Here is a 15,462-nt window from a genome sequence, read left to right on the forward strand (position 1 = left end):
TTATAGGAAAGACTCTTTTGGAAACACTGTAACTGATTTCGTGTTTGACAAAGGTTTCTATAAAAAACAATAATCTAGCAAAGGGGGAGGGCTTATTTGAAGCAAAACAAGAGTAAGCTAGGCTTATCATCCAAGAAAAAAGATGTTAAATGCCTGTCCATTGATATAGGAAGCAGCTATATAAAGTTTGCTGTAGGACAAAAGATGGGCAGGCGCCTTAAGGTTGACAAGACATTTAAAGCAAGACTGCCAGCTGGTGTATATGAAAATGGACATATGCACAATATCCAAGAAATGAAATCCATAATTCAAGGTGCATTAAATGCAAATTCTGTAAAGCTAAAAGACGTTATTTGCACCCTTGAATCTACAGATGCAATCAAAAGAGAGCTAGTAGTTCCTGCTGTTGCAGCTGAAGACTTATCAGAGATGGTAAGCTATGAAATCGGTCAGTACCTGCCTATTGATATCAATAGCTATGTACTGCAGTACAAGATTGTGAGAGAGTTTGAGGAGGAAAATGTAAAGAAATATGAACTCCTTGTAGCTGCCCTTCCAAAAGAAATAGTTCACAACATTTACTCTATGCTTATCGAGATGGGATTAGATCCATATGCACTTGATATTCACTCAAATGCAGTTGACAAGATAGCAGCTGAGTATGAACTATTTAACGAAGCTAGTATCAAAGAAAATACAGCAGCATTTTTGGATTTAGGCCATGAAAATATCAACGTTATTATAGTTGAAAAAGGCCAATATAAGTTTAATAGACTTATAAAAAATGGAACAAGAGATTTTGAACAGCTTACTACTGAGTTTGAGTTCAAAACTATCGATGAGATTTCTCAGCATCTTGATGTAGTAGACAGATGGATAGAGGAAATCGACAAGGTATTTAAGTACTACACTAGTAGAAGCGTAGATAATACTATAGATAAGATTTTTATCTATGGAGGGATTTCTGTGATGGAGGGCTTAGATACATATATCCATGAAAGAGTAAATATCCCTGTAGAGCTAATCAAATCCATAGATAACGTAGAGATAGTAGCTGGCAATGAATATACTTTGGCACAGAGCTTAAATGCTATTAGTGCGATTATCAGGCTGTAGGGGGTGGACATAATATGAGAGATTTTAACTTTTTTGCACCCTATGAGCAGGAGCCTAAGAAAAAAGCTTCAGGCAGTAATGTCCTTATGATAGTGGCAGCTGGATTACTTGCTTTATGCTTGGCTTTAGTGATATTTAATACCATGACCCTTATGTCTCTTGAAAAGTCTATTACCAATCTAGATTCGAAGATGAATGAGCCAGATTTTAAAGCAAAGGTTGCAAATGTTCAGGCAAAGCAAGCTGAGCTTAATTCTTTAAAAACTGACCAAGTTTTCTTTGAAGCTCTAGATATAGTTATGGATAAGCAAAACAAGGTAAATGAAGCTGCAGTTAGACTCATAGCTGAGCAGGTACCTGATAATCTTCACCTTACAGATTTATCTATAGTTGAAGACAAGATAGACATTAAAGGCAAGTCGTACAACAAAGTTGCTGTAGCACAGTTTCAGCACAATCTAAGACAGACAGAAGAATTTGATAACCTTTTCGTATCTGAAATGGTTAAAGAAGAAGCATATTATAATTTTAGCATCATGCTTGAGGCAAAGGGGGATGAGACTGATGAAAATTAGTAACAGAGAGAAAAATCTCTTACTTCTCCTTTTTATAGCTGTAGGTGGATATTTGTTCTTTACCTTTGTATATACGCCTCAGACTGAAAAGCTAGAAACCCTAAAGCAACAAGAGCAAGCTAAACAAAACGAGTATGCTCAGATGCAAGCACTTATAAATTCTGAAGGTAATTTGGATTTAGAAATAGAAACTATAAAAAACGAGCTTCTTCCTGTAGCTAGAACTTATTTTGGAGATATAGACCAGGAAGAAACTATAGTTATTTTAGATGACTTTGCTCAAAAAGCTGATTTGGATATCAAAGGTATCAGATTTGTAGAGCCTATTGCAAAGAGTTTGACTGAGCTAAAAGAAAGTGTAGCTTCTAAAAATCAAGAAAACAAACCAGCAGAAAAACCAGCCGAAGCTACATCAGAAGGTGAACCTGCTAAAGAAGAGACAGTTGAACCAGACAACATTACAGCTAGGGCTGCAGAAGTAGAATTTGAGGGCAATTATGATAAACTTATGGATTATTTAGTTGAGGTAGGAAGCTATTATAAACGTATTTCTTCATATTCTATGCAACTTAAATCCGAACAAGGAAAGCCTCTTACAGGTACTATATTTATGAACTTTTATTGTATAGACAGCGTTGATAAATATGTTCCTCAAGATCCAAGTATTTTGGAATATAACTTTATTCCTCGTTCATCAAAAGACAATCCTTTTGAAGCGTATTCATGGTCATACAAGATTACTACAATTCCTGGTGTTTATACATCTCCAGTTAGTCAGCAAGGAATAATAGTGGGACCTAGTGAGCTAGGCATGTATTATCTTCCTGAGCAAACAAAGGAAGATCCTATAAGTATGGAAAAGACTATGGAGCTAGGGGCACAGAATCCTATTCCGTTAGCTCTTAATATATTTGATGAAAAGCTACTTTACAGCTTTGAAGATAAGATTCTAAAGACATTTGCTTTAGATAAAGGAAATACTATTTCAGGCAAGCTAGAGAAGGATTTAGAGTCTGAAGAAAATCTTTATAGCATTACTTACACCTTTGACGGTGAAGAAGCTGAAACAGAAGTATATCTTGATTTACAAAGTAAAAAACTAACTATAGATAAGCAACCTCAGTACCTTTCTTTATTTGTAAATGCTGATAAAAAGCTAGATAATATACTCGGACTTATTGTTACTGACGCCAAAGGTATGGACTACAGAGTATTTTTAGCTAATAAAATCGACTGGACAAATCAAAAAGAGCTAAGAGGAGTGCTTCCAGAAAGTATTACTTATCCACTTACAGTTAAAAATGTATTTGTAAGAGATAATTCTGATACTAGTACAAAAAATGCAAAGCTATCTTTTGATGAATTAAAAGTAGCATATTATGAAGTAGATTAGGGAAAAGACGATGCCGATGCATCGTCTTTTTTGATATGTTTATATAATTCACAATTAAATCCCATGATTTATATTTGAATCGAGAAGTAAAGAGTGCAGTCTGCACTTTTTTTCTTTTTTTGATTTATATGTAAGTCAAAAATGACTTAAATTTATACTTTTTTTATTTTTCTAGAAGATTTAGAAGTATGAAAATACTGAGAAAAAGCCTGAAATATCAATGGAAATGCTGAAAAATAATTTTAATTTTAGATTTGGCATGAGACTTGCTGTATAGAATTGCATTGGTTAAGAAATTAACATCAAAAAATATTTTTAAGACATAAGAGGATTTACAGCTAAAGAATTGATAATAATTTATGATTTAAGGATTTTGGAAACTCAATAAGTTAAATGGAGGTGTATGAAATGAAAAAAGTTGATTTTAAAGATGTTATGCCTTACAAAGCACCGCTTCATTTTGATTGTGCGACTCTTAAGCTTCAAGGACTAGAAGAAACTGGAGCATCTAAGTTTTGGATGGGAGTTACTCACTTTCTTCCAGGTGGAGGGGCTGAGTATGCATATGAAGATTCTCCTACTGAAAAAGTATACATAGTTTTGGAAGGGGAGGTGCTAGTTAAGTCAAAAACTGAGGAATTTTTACTTAAGAAGATGGACTCTATATTTATAGGACCTAATGAAGGCAGAGAAATAATTAATAAAACTAACATGCCAGCCACTATGCTTGTGGTTGTCAATTATCCAGAAGCATAAGGAGGGAAAGTATATGAAGGAAATGAGTAATCAAGAGATGAAGAATATGTTTAGTCTTGAAGGCAAGGTAGCAGTAGTAACTGGTGGAGCAGGCTCACTAGGTGAAGGGGTAGCTACAGGCTTAGCACTTCATGGTGCAGATGTAGTAGTTACAGGAAGAACAATAGAAACGCTTCAAAGTACAGTGAAAAAAGTTGAGGAACTAGGTAAAAGAGCACTTGCTATAGCTTGTGATGTTACAAATGAAGACCAAGTAAAGGCTATGGCAAAGCAAGCTGTGGATGCATTTGGCAAAATAGATATTTTAGTAACTGTTGCAGGTATAGCAAAGAGATTTCCGGCTGAAGAATTTCCAGTAGAAGCTTTTGAGCAGGTGATGGATATTAACGTTACTGGGACTTTTATTCCTTGTAAGGTAATAGGAAATGTGATGAAGGAGCAAGGACATGGAAAGATAATTACCGTATCTTCGGTAAGAGCTTTTGCAGGGCATCCTGGAGGATATGCTGCTTATGGAACTAGCAAGGGAGCAGTAGCACTACTTACAAAGCAGCTTGCTACAGAGTGGGCTAAATACAATATTAATGTAAATTCAGTAGCTCCTACTATTTTCTGGACACCACTTACTCAAGAGGTATTAGAAGATGAAAAGCTTAAGAAAATATTTTTAGATAGAATTCCTATGGGAAGAGCAGCGCTAGTTCAAGACATGGTAGGAACTACTGTATATCTTTCATCTGCAGCATCAGATTTTATAACTGGCCAGATAATTTATGTAGATGGTGGCTGTACAGCAGGCTAAATCCTAGAAAGGTGAGAAAGCATGAGCGAAGAAATAAAAGAAAAAGTTAAAAAAGAGATTAAAAACATTACTATTTATGGTTCTGGACTTATGGGAAGTGGTTTGGCTCAAGTATTTGCATCTGATGAAAATCTAAATGTTACTATTTGCACTAGAAATATAGCTAATTCAAAAATTCATGACAGCATGAGCCAAAATCTAAAGCCATTTATAGATAAAGGTATTTACATTGAGGATTATGCCATTAATCTTATATCTAGAGTAAGAATAAGCGATGATAGGGAAGCATCTGCAAAGAATGCAGATTTTATTATCGAATGCATACCAGAAAACATGGAGCTAAAGCAAAATTTATTTGAAGAGCTTGAGAGCTATTGTAGCGAAGATACTATATTAGCTACAAATACCTCAGTGATGAGTATTTCTGAGATTGCAATGAAAACTAAGAAGAAAGATAGGGTGGTAGGTGCTCATTTTTGGAATCCACCATATCTGATTCCTCTAGTAGAAGTTGTAAAAGGTGATGAAACATCAGAGGAAACTATGGACCTCACCATGAAGCTACTAAAAAAAGCTGGAAAGCATCCTATATATGTAAACAAGGATGTGCCTGGATTTGTAGCAAATAGACTACAGCACGCTTTATGGAGAGAATCTATATCTATTGTAGAAAGAGGAATAGCAGATGCTAAGACAGTAGATGAGGCTTTGAAGTTTGGACCTGGACTTAGACTGCCGATACTTGCACCTATAGAAAATGCTGACATGGTGGGATTAGATCTTACCTTATCTATTCATAGCTATATATTGAAATACTTGGAAGATTCCCATGAGCCATCAAAGCTTTTAAAGGAGCTAGTGGAAAAAGAAGAACTAGGCTTCAAGACAGGTCAAGGCTTTCAAAGCTGGACTAAAGAAGAAGCAAACAGCTCTAGAGAAAGACTGTCTGAATACTTGATTAAGGTACTTTATAATAAATAATTTGGATAAAACTTAGGAGGTTTTTATAATGGCAAAGAAAGTATTAGTTGATTTGACACATCCGTTTCATGCAGATATTCCAGTATGGCCTTATTTTGCAAAGCCGAAGATTGACACTATGCACAATTTAGCAAAAAGTGGAGTTTTGACTCAGAAAATTGATGTAGTAATGCACTGTGGTACTCATGCCGATGCTCCTCGTCATGTCATGGAGTATGAGTTCGATGGAAAGCGTGCAAGATATACTCATGAAATGCCACTAGATGCTTATTATGGTGATGCTGTTTGCCTAGATATCAAGGTAGATAGATGGGGGCTTATCACGGCAGACCATCTTTATGATGCGTGTAAGCGTGCAAATATCAAGCCAGAGGAATTAGAAGGAATGGTTATATGCCTTAGAACAGGTATGCATCTTAAGTTTGATGATACTAGAGAGTACTATCACTATTCTTGTGGAACAGGAAGAGAAGCTGGAGAATGGTTTGCAAAGTACAAGCCTAAATGTGTAGCTATGGATATGCAAGCTCTAGACCATCCTCTTCATACTACTATGGGTAAAAACGGTGGATATGTAGGAATGAATCTTATTGGAAACTCTGGAAAGCCAATAACAGATGAATATATAGAAAAATTTGGCATTGAGGCTTACGCGGAGTTTAATAAGGATACATTTATAGATGTATTTGGAAAAGATAAATATATGGAAGCTTACGGAATGTTAGAAAATCATGGATTAGAAGGAACCTGGGAGCCTTGCCACAAGCTTATGATGGGCAATGGTATTGTAGGGGTTGAGAACCTAGGTGGAGATTTGGACAAGGTAGTTAATAAAAGATTTAAGTTCATGGCATTTCCTATTCGCTGGTGGCTAGGTGATGGTTCAATGGTTCGCTGCGTAGCGGAAATTGATGAAGACGATGTAAATGATGTTCCAGACAGAGTATACAACTATGGTGGATTCTAATATACGATATTGAAAGGAAGAAAATAATGAGTAATTTAGACAATAAGGTTATCTTAACTGTTGCTCCTACTGGAGCTTGGCCGACAAAAAAAGAAACTCCATACGTGCCACTACAGCCTAGAGAAATAGCAGATGAAATCTATGCTTGCTGGAAAGCTGGAGCATCTATAGCTCATATACATGTTAGGGATGATGAAGATAAATCCTCAATGAGCTTTGAAAAGTTTGAAGAGACTGTTAGATATATAAGAGAAACTGATTGTGATATAGTTATAAATCTTACCACATCAGGACAGCTAGGTTTAGATGATGAAGCAAGAATGAAGCATGTAATAGAGCTAAAACCAGATATTGCTTCTTATGATTGTGGCTCAATGAACTGGATGCACAGTTCAGTATTTGAAAACAGCCCTAGATTTTTAGAAAAGCTAGGACTTGCTATGCAGGAAAATAATGTGAAGCCCGAAATAGAAATTTTTGATGCAGGAATGATTTACAATGCTCTTTATTATCTTAAAAAAGGCATATTAAAAGCTCCTCTACATTTTCAATTTGTGCTAGGAGCTGCAGGTGGAATGGATGCTACTGTTGAAAATCTTGTATTTTTAAAAAGTCTTCTGCCTGAAAACTGTACCTGGGGTGCACTTGGTATAGGAAAAGGACATCTTCCTATAATGTATGCAGCTCTTGCATTAGGAGGACATGTCAGAGTAGGAATGGAAGACAATGTTTTTTATTCTAAGGGAGTACTGGCAAAATCCAATGTAGAGTTTGTAGAAAGAACTAAGAGAATAGTTAAAGAGCTTAATAAGGAAATTGCTTCTCCAGATGAAGCTAGACAGATATTGGGATTGAAATAGACTTAAATATAATTCGGAGGAAAATGTTATGGAAATGAAAGTAACGCAAGACTCAATGGGAACGCATTTAGATTGGAAACATGAGGGAATTACTCCAAAGATGATAGACTGGTTTTGGAGCAATATGGAAAAAGGTTTTATTTTATGGCATCCATCTCAACATGAAACTTTAGAGTGGGCTGTAGCACCTAAACATGGCAATCCCATAGGGTCTGTACATATAGCGCCACAAACCTGGAATGATGGAACACGCCAAAATCTTTATATAAGATTTGAGGATTTAGCTACAGTGCCAGCCAATGTAAAGGAATATATTGTTTATGAGCACTGCGTTGTTGTTGCAGGACTGGGATTTGGACCAGAGAGCCTAGAAGTAGAAGAGGTTATGGGGTATCGCATACACCAGTGGGAAAAAACTGACTATGGTGTTGTAGGGAAATCTTCAGCTATAGGTATGAAAAAGAAGGAAACTCCTGAGCAAGGGATTACTTGGTCTGAGCATTGTGCTGAAGAAATTGGAAACTGGGGAGAATTTTTGCCTCAGCTATACAACTTATATCAAGTTGTTACAAACACAGATTATAATTTGTATGCAGACCTAACCGTTGAAGGCAAAGGTAAAGATTTGAACTATAAGTATATAAAATAGCAGAGTAATATGAACTAATAAAAAAGGCTGGTGATTTTATCAGTCTTTTTTGCTATGTGTACAGAAGTATATGTTATAATTGTGCTTAAAATACTAATCAATAATTCGTTATAAGTTAAAGTTAGGGGAAGCATATGGATAATGTAAATATGAATGAAATCGGTTATAAGTCAGATGAACAGGATTTGTTTAAGAAAAGAGAAGCAGATGCTCTTGCTATAGCTGACTCAATTTCAGACGGAATTTATATAACAGATAAAAATGGAGTAGTAACAGCTATTAATAAAGCTTTTACAGAAATTACGGGAATCAAGGCTGCAGATATTGTAGGCAAGAATATGCAGCAGGTGTGGAATAACGTAGTTTTAAATTCAGATCCTGCTTTTATAGAAATTAAGCCAGAAGACAAAGCGAATGCATTTGATATGTTTAATAACGGAAAGAAAAAGACTTTGAAAACTAGGAAGCCATGCTCTATAGCTTTACTGGTTTTGAAAGAGAAAAAGCCCATTTCTGTTTTGACCACTATAGATAGAATGAATAAAAGAGTGTTAATTACAGGCACGCCATTTTTAGATGAAGACAAAAATGTAGTTCAAGTGCTTACTATTATAAAGGATTTGACGGAGCTGTTCGTTTTGAGAGAAAAGCTAGAAGAGGTCGAAAAGGAAAAAGCTAAATACCTTAGTGAAATAAAGAATCTGAAGAAAGATATCAAGGAAAGACAATTGTATAAAGATTTGATTTCTAAAAGTAGCTCTATGGACAAGGTGATAAAGCTAATAGAAAATGTATCCAAAACGGATGCAACCATACTGATTACTGGAGAAACTGGAGTAGGAAAAGAAGTGGTAGCTAGAACCATTTTTAAAAACAGCAAGAGAGCAAATGGTCCCTACATTAGAGTGAATTGTGCCGCTATACCAGAAAATCTATTGGAATCAGAGTTATTTGGTTATGAAAAAGGTTCATTTACAGGAGCTTCTCAAAATGGGAAGCTAGGACTTTTTGAAATGGCAAACAATGGAACTATTTTGCTTGATGAAATAGGAGAAATTCCTGTTAAGCTTCAACCCAAACTGCTAAGAGTACTTCAAGAGAGAGAAATAAAGCGCATAGGTGGGACAAGCAATATAAAAATAGATGTGCGTGTAATAGCTGCCACAAATTTGAATTTAGAAGATGAAGTTAAAAAAGGCAATTTTAGGGAGGATTTATATTATAGACTCAATGTAATTCCCATCGAGCTTCCTCCACTTAGGGAAAGAAAAGAAGATATATCCTTGTTAGTTTATAATTTTTTAGGGAAATTCAATAAAGCCTATGGCAAAACTAAAGACTTTGATATTACTGCTTTAGAAATTTTGGAAAACTACAGTTGGCCAGGAAATGTAAGAGAGTTAGAAAACTCAATTGAAAGATTGGTTGTAATAGGGGATGAACACCTTATAACTAGAAATACTATTTTGAGTGTACTAGGTCAGGATAAATTTTACGAGGCATCCACTGAAACTATTGATGGTACTTTGAAAGAAGCAGTTGATAAATTTGAAAGAAATATTCTAGAAAAGACTCTAAAAAGTTGCGGAAGCACGTATAAGGCTGCCAAAATATTAGGAATAACTCAGTCTACGGTAGTAAGAAAAGCAAAGGCGTTAGGAATAACTGAATGGTAATGCAAAGATGCATTTTTTTAATGCGTTTTTGCATTTTAAATCGCAATTCTGTATGGTTTACAGAGTTGCGATTTTTTTTATTTAATAAGTAATTTTTTGTTTGTATTGTAATTTCAAGGAAAATACAGAGGCTTAGAATTTGTAGATAAAACTTTAACAGTTTGGCATATAAGTTGCTTTATACAAACTATAAGAAATTAGAAATTTACATAGGAGGATTCATATGAAGATATTAGGAATAAGCTGTGGAAGAAAAATGAGTAATACCGAGATTCTTGTAAAAGAAGCCTTGATGGGCGCAGAAGAGTTAGGCGCAGAAGTAGAGTTTGTACGTCTACAGGATTTAAAGCTCAAACCTTGTACAGGATGTAATGCCTGTGTAGTAAGCCTTATGGAGAAAGGTGGAACAGGAGATTGTATCATAAGAGATGATGATTTCAAGTTCATAGATGAAAAAATTATGGATTGTGACGGAATAATTGTTGGCTCGCCAATATATGAAAAAACTCCAAGTGGACAGTTGAAAATATTAAATGACAGAATGGGACCTTCTCACGATGTGGCTATGAGAATGATAGCTAAAAAAATCCGTGAACAAAAAAATATAACTACAGGAAATGGTCCAGACGAAAGATCTTTTAAAACTAGAGCTGCATCTCTAATAGCAGTGGGAGGAAGTGAATGGGATAATTTAGCCTTGCCAATGCTTCATTTGTTTACTTTATCAATGCAAATGGAAGTTGTAGACAAGATGCTAGTAAACTGGGTAGCTCTTCCAGGTATGGTAGCGCTTAAGGATGATGAGCTAGCAAGAGCTAGAAAATCTGGACGTCATGTTGCACACAGCTTGATGAAGCCTATAGAGGAAGCTGAATATATAGGTGAAGAAGGTATATGTCCACTTTGTCATTCAAAATTACTAGAAGTTAGAAATGGGGATAGTAATTATCCTATTATATGTGGAATTTGTGGAGTTAAAGGAACACTTAGCGTTGTTGATAATAAGGTTAAGTTTGAAGTTAAAGAGGAAGACAAAGCTCATTCACATATTAGACTTTCTGGTAAATTTGTGCATTGCGATGAACTAAAAAATGTTTCACTAAAACCAGCACCAAATGTGCATGAACTACCTCAAAGGTTAGAAAAATATAAAACCTATTTAACTCCTTCAAGACCTATAAGTTAAATCAAAAATAGAAAGAGAGAGTGCACTTATGTCAATTGAATTTAATCCTATGAGGAGTCTTATTTATGTAGATGTAGTAAAAGAAGACTATAGGCACATGTTAAAGCATTGGTTATATCGTCATCATATTCCAGATAGCATTTCGCAATTTGGGCCCTATGTAACGAAGTATGCATTTTATCCAGCACTTCCAACTCCACCAGAGGGTGACAGATTTGGAACTATAAGAATGCAGCTAACAGAGCATTACTGGACGGTCAATCCATTTACTAGTAACTTTAAAAATAAGGCCTTTACAGAGTTTTTTCCTATAGACATTTTAAAATGGCAAGGCAATATTCCTGATGACAGCAAGGTGGCGGCTTTGGAAGGAGAAGAAGTAGTCAAACTAGAAGGCGATGATGCTAGAGCAAGCGGTGGTGACAATGGTTGCCCTCCATTTATCTTTGCATTTGTACCTATTTGCTGGGAAGAAGATTTTAAAGGCTCTCAGCGAACTGTAGAAGATGGTCCAAATTACCGTTGGCAGTTTGTTATGAAATATCCAGAGGGAGTTACTATGAAAGAAGGAGATAAGTGGTTTTATGAGGAAATGATTCCTAAGTTCAAAGATATGCCAGATGTACTTAGGATTTTATCAAGTAAAATCATTCAGCAAGTAAATGGATGTCCATACCATAGAGTGGTTGAGATGTGGTTTAACTGTCCATCAGCTTGGTATAGATCAGCTGTAGAAAAAGCAAAAGAAATCAAAAAACCTTCATGGGCAAAATATGATGTTTTTCCATATTTAAAACCGAAGTTTGAAATTGCAAGCTTATTTTTAACTGATATTGCAGAAAGTGACAATTATAGTCAGTACCGTGGTTATATTACTATGCGCTAAATAAATATTATATGGGGGTACGATATTATGAAGCTAAAAATATCTATTACTAACGGAATAATCGGTGGAGCTATCGGTGGGATAATATCTTTTGTTATTAACTATTTTCTAGTACCTGTACCACAAAACGCACTGCAAAATGGATTTGGTAATTTAATAAGCGGCTTAATAAGTGGTTTTCTAGCAGCATTTATTGGATTTATGATTTATCTGTCAAAGGAAAATAAGTCAGATTCAAAAATGATTTCTTAAATTAAAAATGATAAGAAGGTTATGTTCTAGAATATAAAATTTGGAACATAACCGTCTTTTTTATGGAGGGTAAAAATATAAATGGAATATAAAAGCTTTGATGACTTAATTAAAAAAGTTCAAAACTTAGGATCAAAGAAAAAAGTAGCAGTAGTTTCAGCTCAAGATGAACACACTTTAGAAGCAGTTTTTAAGGCTAAAAAAGATAATATAGTAGAGCCTATTCTAATAGGAAACAAGAAAAAAATAATAGAGATTCTAAGTAGGTTACATGAAAGTGTGCTAGAGGAATCTATTATAAATGTAGAAAGTGATTCAGAAGCGGCAGAAAAAGCAGTAGAGCTGATAAATGAAAATAAAGCTGATTTTATTATGAAGGGTAAAATTCAAACAGCGGATTTATTAAGAGCAGTTGTAAATAAAGAAAATGGACTAAGAACTGGAAAGGTTATGTCACATATAGTTATTCATGAAATTCCTACATATCACAAGCTTCTTGCAGTCACAGATGGTGGAATGATGATGTATCCAAACCTTGATGAGAAAAAGCAGATTTTAGAAAACGCTGTAAGTACATTTTTAGCACTTGGTTATGAAAATCCCAAAGTAGCTGTATTGGCAGCTGTTGAAACTGTGAATCCTAAAATGCAAGAATCTGTGGATGCAGATCTGCTTAAAAAAATGAATATAAAAGGTGAAATAATAAACTGCATAGTAGAAGGACCGATATCCTATGACTTGACAATGAGCAAGGAATCAGCAAGTATTAAAGGCTTTGTGAGCCCTGTAACTGGTGAAGCTGATATTATTATGGTTCCAAATATAACAGTAGGAAATATTCTAGGAAAGTCTTTAGTGTATTCTGCTGGAGCAAAAATGGCAGGCTTTATAGTTGGAGCAAAGGTTCCAATAGTTTTAACCTCGAGAGGTTCTACTTCAGAGGAAAAATACTTGTCACTAGCACTATCTGCATCAGCAGTAAAATAAGATGGAAGGAAAGGTAGAGATATATGAAAAAATTACTAACAGGAAATGAAGCTATTGCTCGTGGAGCCTGGGAAGCTGGAGTGAAATTTGCATCTGCATATCCAGGAACTCCAAGTACAGAAATACTTGAAAATACAGCATTATATAAAGAAGATATTTTAGCTGAATGGGCACCAAATGAAAAAGTCGCACTAGAAGCAGTGATAGGAGCATCTTTTGCTGGAGCAAGAACTTTTGCCGCTATGAAGCATGTGGGAGTGAATGTAGCAGCAGATCCATTGTTTACATTTTCCTATACAGGAGTAAATGGAGGGATGGTTTTAATTTCTGCTGATGAACCAGGTTATCATTCTTCTCAAAATGAACAAGACAATAGAAACTATGCAAAATTTGCAAAAATTCCTATGCTAGAGCCATCAGATAGTCAAGAATCAAAAGATATGATGAAGCTGGCTTTTGAGATAAGTGAAGATTATAACACTCCTGTTATGCTTAGAGTAACTACTAGAGTATGTCATTCAAAGAGCATAGTTAAGTGTAGTGATAGACAAGAAGCAGGAATAAAGGAATATTCTAAGGATTTAAATAGATATCCAGTACCATCAAATGTTGGCGGGATGAGAAAAAGAGTAGAAGAAAGACTGACAAAGCTACAAGATTATTCGAATAATACAAAGCTTAACTTTATTGAGTGGAATAATAAAAAGATTGGAGTAATTGCATCAGGAGCTTGCTATAGATATGCAAAGGAAGTTTTTGGGGATTCAGTTTCTTATTTGAAATTGGGCTTTACAAATCCTCTTCCTAACGAAAAGCTTGTAGAATTTTGCAGTGAAGTAGAAAAAATATATGTTATTGAGGAAAATGATTCATATATAGAGGACCAAGTTAGAATATTAGGCTTTGATTGCTTAGGAAATAATTTCTTTCCATATACAGGCGAGATGACTCCAGATGTAATCAGAAATACTGTTTATGGCAAGACAAATGATACTTTAGATTACGATAGTGCCAAGGTAGTTCCAAGACCACCTACACTATGTGCAGGATGTCCTCATAGAGGTTTCTTCTTAGAACTAAAAAAGAAGAAAAATGTTGTAGTGTCAGGAGATATAGGTTGCTATGGTCTAGGCCATGCTGACCCATATAATGTAGGAGACTGGTGCATAGCTATGGGAGCAAGCCTAAGCATGGGTCACGGAGCACAGCAAGTTTTCAATATGAAAGAAAACTCAAATACTAGAGTTGTTTCAATGCTTGGAGATTCAACATTCTTTCACACAGGAATGAATTCGCTTTTGGATGTAGTTTATAATTCTAGCAACACTGTCAATGTAATACTAGATAATAGAATTACTGGAATGACTGGGCATCAGGAGAATCCTGGAACAGGCTATACCTTACAAGGTAAAAAGACTAAAGAAGTTGATATAGAAAAGGTAGTAAGAGCATTTGGTATGGAAAATGTAGTAGTGATAAATCCTAATGATTTAACGGCAGTCAAAAATGCTCTTGATTGGGCGCTTAGCTTAGATGAGCCTTCAGTAATTATTACAAGATGGCCATGTGTACTCAAAAAGCTTTCAATTGAAGATGAAAAAGAATTTGAGGGAGTTTTTAAGAGCAAGTGCAAAGTAGATACAGATAAATGCATTGGATGTAAAGCGTGTATCAGAACTGGGTGTCCAGCTATATCATTTGACAAGGATAAAAAGAAATCCAGCATAAGCCCAGATTCTTGTGTAGGATGCGAGGTATGTCTTCAAGTATGCCCAGTTAAAGCTATTGGAAAGGTGGAAGCATAAAATGGTAAAGAGCATTTTGTTGGTAGGAGTAGGTGGCCAAGGCACAATTCTTGCGAGTAAATTACTGACTACTGGACTTATGGAAGCAGGCTATGATGTGAAAATGAGCGAAATTCATGGTATGTCACAAAGGGGAGGCTCTGTATCCTCTCAGGTTAGATATGGAGATGAGATTCAGTCACCAGTGATAGAAATTGGAGGAGCAGATATACTTGTGTCATTTGAAAAGATGGAAGCCTTGAGATGGTTTAAATATTTAAAACCAAATGGAAAAGTAATTGTAAATGATTATGAAATTGACTCTATGCCTATTCTTTCAGGAAAAGAAGAGTATTCTCAAGGAATAATAGATGAAATTTCAAGTAGAGCTTCGACTATAGTTATAGATGCTCAAAAATATGCTCTGCAACTTGGAAATTCAAAGGTAATGAATGTAATTTTGCTTGGAAGCATAATTAAAGCTATGGAGCTTGAAGCTATAAATTGGGAAAAGATAGTTAGAGATAATGTGAAGCCTCAATTTGTAGAAGTAAATTTAAAAGCAATTGAAGTAGGAATGAATTTATTATAA

At 35.2% G+C, this 15,462-nt stretch carries 16 protein-coding genes; all 16 read left to right on the forward strand.

Going from position 1 to position 15,462, the window contains the following annotated elements; genetic code table 11:
* The first annotated feature begins 96 nt into the window (after positions 1–96).
* The 16 genes from pilM to B5X47_RS04815 all read left to right on the forward strand — a co-directional run bounded on the left by pilM (position 97) and on the right by B5X47_RS04815 (position 15,462).
* Positions 97–1,116: a type IV pilus biogenesis protein PilM gene (gene pilM, locus B5X47_RS04740; protein ID WP_079589057.1), complete on the forward strand. Its 1,020-nt coding sequence runs from the start codon at positions 97–99 to the stop codon at positions 1,114–1,116.
* 14 nt (positions 1,117–1,130) lie between these two features.
* Positions 1,131–1,691: a PilN domain-containing protein gene (locus B5X47_RS04745; protein WP_079589058.1), complete on the forward strand. Its 561-nt coding sequence runs from the start codon at positions 1,131–1,133 to the stop codon at positions 1,689–1,691.
* On the forward strand, positions 1,681–3,084 hold the full coding sequence (locus B5X47_RS04750; protein ID WP_079589059.1) for a hypothetical protein: 1,404 nt from the start codon (positions 1,681–1,683) through the stop codon (positions 3,082–3,084). Before B5X47_RS04745 ends, B5X47_RS04750 begins: the two co-directional genes overlap by 11 nt.
* A gap of 408 nt (positions 3,085–3,492) precedes the next feature.
* Positions 3,493–3,840, forward strand: a complete 348-nt coding sequence (locus tag B5X47_RS04755) for a cupin domain-containing protein (protein ID WP_079589060.1) — start codon at positions 3,493–3,495, stop codon at positions 3,838–3,840.
* Between the two features lie 13 nt (positions 3,841–3,853).
* Entirely contained in the window at positions 3,854–4,642 is a 789-nt protein-coding gene (locus tag B5X47_RS04760; protein WP_013360418.1) for an SDR family NAD(P)-dependent oxidoreductase, read from the forward strand.
* 21 nt (positions 4,643–4,663) lie between these two features.
* Positions 4,664–5,623, forward strand: coding sequence for a 3-hydroxyacyl-CoA dehydrogenase family protein (locus tag B5X47_RS04765; RefSeq protein ID WP_079589061.1), 960 nt, complete (start codon positions 4,664–4,666; stop codon positions 5,621–5,623).
* 28 nt (positions 5,624–5,651) lie between these two features.
* The gene (locus B5X47_RS04770) at positions 5,652–6,590 is read left to right on the forward strand and encodes a cyclase family protein (RefSeq protein ID WP_079589062.1); all 939 of its coding nucleotides are present in this window, start codon (positions 5,652–5,654) and stop codon (positions 6,588–6,590) included.
* A 26-nt stretch (positions 6,591–6,616) separates the two neighbouring features.
* Complete coding sequence (locus tag B5X47_RS04775; RefSeq protein WP_013360421.1) at positions 6,617–7,450, forward strand: beta-keto acid cleavage family enzyme; 834 nt, start codon at positions 6,617–6,619, stop codon at positions 7,448–7,450.
* A 28-nt stretch (positions 7,451–7,478) separates the two neighbouring features.
* Positions 7,479–8,099 (forward strand): hypothetical protein, encoded by a 621-nt coding sequence (locus tag B5X47_RS04780; RefSeq protein WP_079589063.1) that lies wholly within the window; start codon positions 7,479–7,481, stop codon positions 8,097–8,099.
* Between the two features lie 134 nt (positions 8,100–8,233).
* The gene (locus B5X47_RS04785; RefSeq protein WP_079589064.1) at positions 8,234–9,775 is read left to right on the forward strand and encodes a sigma-54 interaction domain-containing protein; all 1,542 of its coding nucleotides are present in this window, start codon (positions 8,234–8,236) and stop codon (positions 9,773–9,775) included.
* A gap of 223 nt (positions 9,776–9,998) precedes the next feature.
* Positions 9,999–10,961: a flavodoxin family protein gene (locus tag B5X47_RS04790; protein WP_079589065.1), complete on the forward strand. Its 963-nt coding sequence runs from the start codon at positions 9,999–10,001 to the stop codon at positions 10,959–10,961.
* 28 nt (positions 10,962–10,989) lie between these two features.
* Complete coding sequence (locus B5X47_RS04795) at positions 10,990–11,847, forward strand: acetyl-CoA hydrolase (RefSeq protein WP_079589066.1); 858 nt, start codon at positions 10,990–10,992, stop codon at positions 11,845–11,847.
* Positions 11,848–11,874: 27 nt separating this feature from the next.
* On the forward strand, positions 11,875–12,099 hold the full coding sequence (locus tag B5X47_RS04800) for a hypothetical protein (RefSeq protein WP_013360426.1): 225 nt from the start codon (positions 11,875–11,877) through the stop codon (positions 12,097–12,099).
* Between the two features lie 81 nt (positions 12,100–12,180).
* Positions 12,181–13,086 (forward strand): bifunctional enoyl-CoA hydratase/phosphate acetyltransferase, encoded by a 906-nt coding sequence (locus B5X47_RS04805; RefSeq protein ID WP_079589067.1) that lies wholly within the window; start codon positions 12,181–12,183, stop codon positions 13,084–13,086.
* A 23-nt stretch (positions 13,087–13,109) separates the two neighbouring features.
* Positions 13,110–14,891: an indolepyruvate ferredoxin oxidoreductase subunit alpha gene (gene iorA / locus B5X47_RS04810; protein ID WP_079589068.1), complete on the forward strand. Its 1,782-nt coding sequence runs from the start codon at positions 13,110–13,112 to the stop codon at positions 14,889–14,891.
* A gap of 1 nt (position 14,892) precedes the next feature.
* Positions 14,893–15,462, forward strand: coding sequence for an indolepyruvate oxidoreductase subunit beta (locus B5X47_RS04815; RefSeq protein WP_079589069.1), 570 nt, complete (start codon positions 14,893–14,895; stop codon positions 15,460–15,462).

This window comes from Acetoanaerobium noterae (assembly GCF_900168025.1).
In the GTDB taxonomy this organism is placed as follows: Bacteria; Bacillota; Clostridia; order Peptostreptococcales; family Filifactoraceae; genus Acetoanaerobium; species Acetoanaerobium noterae.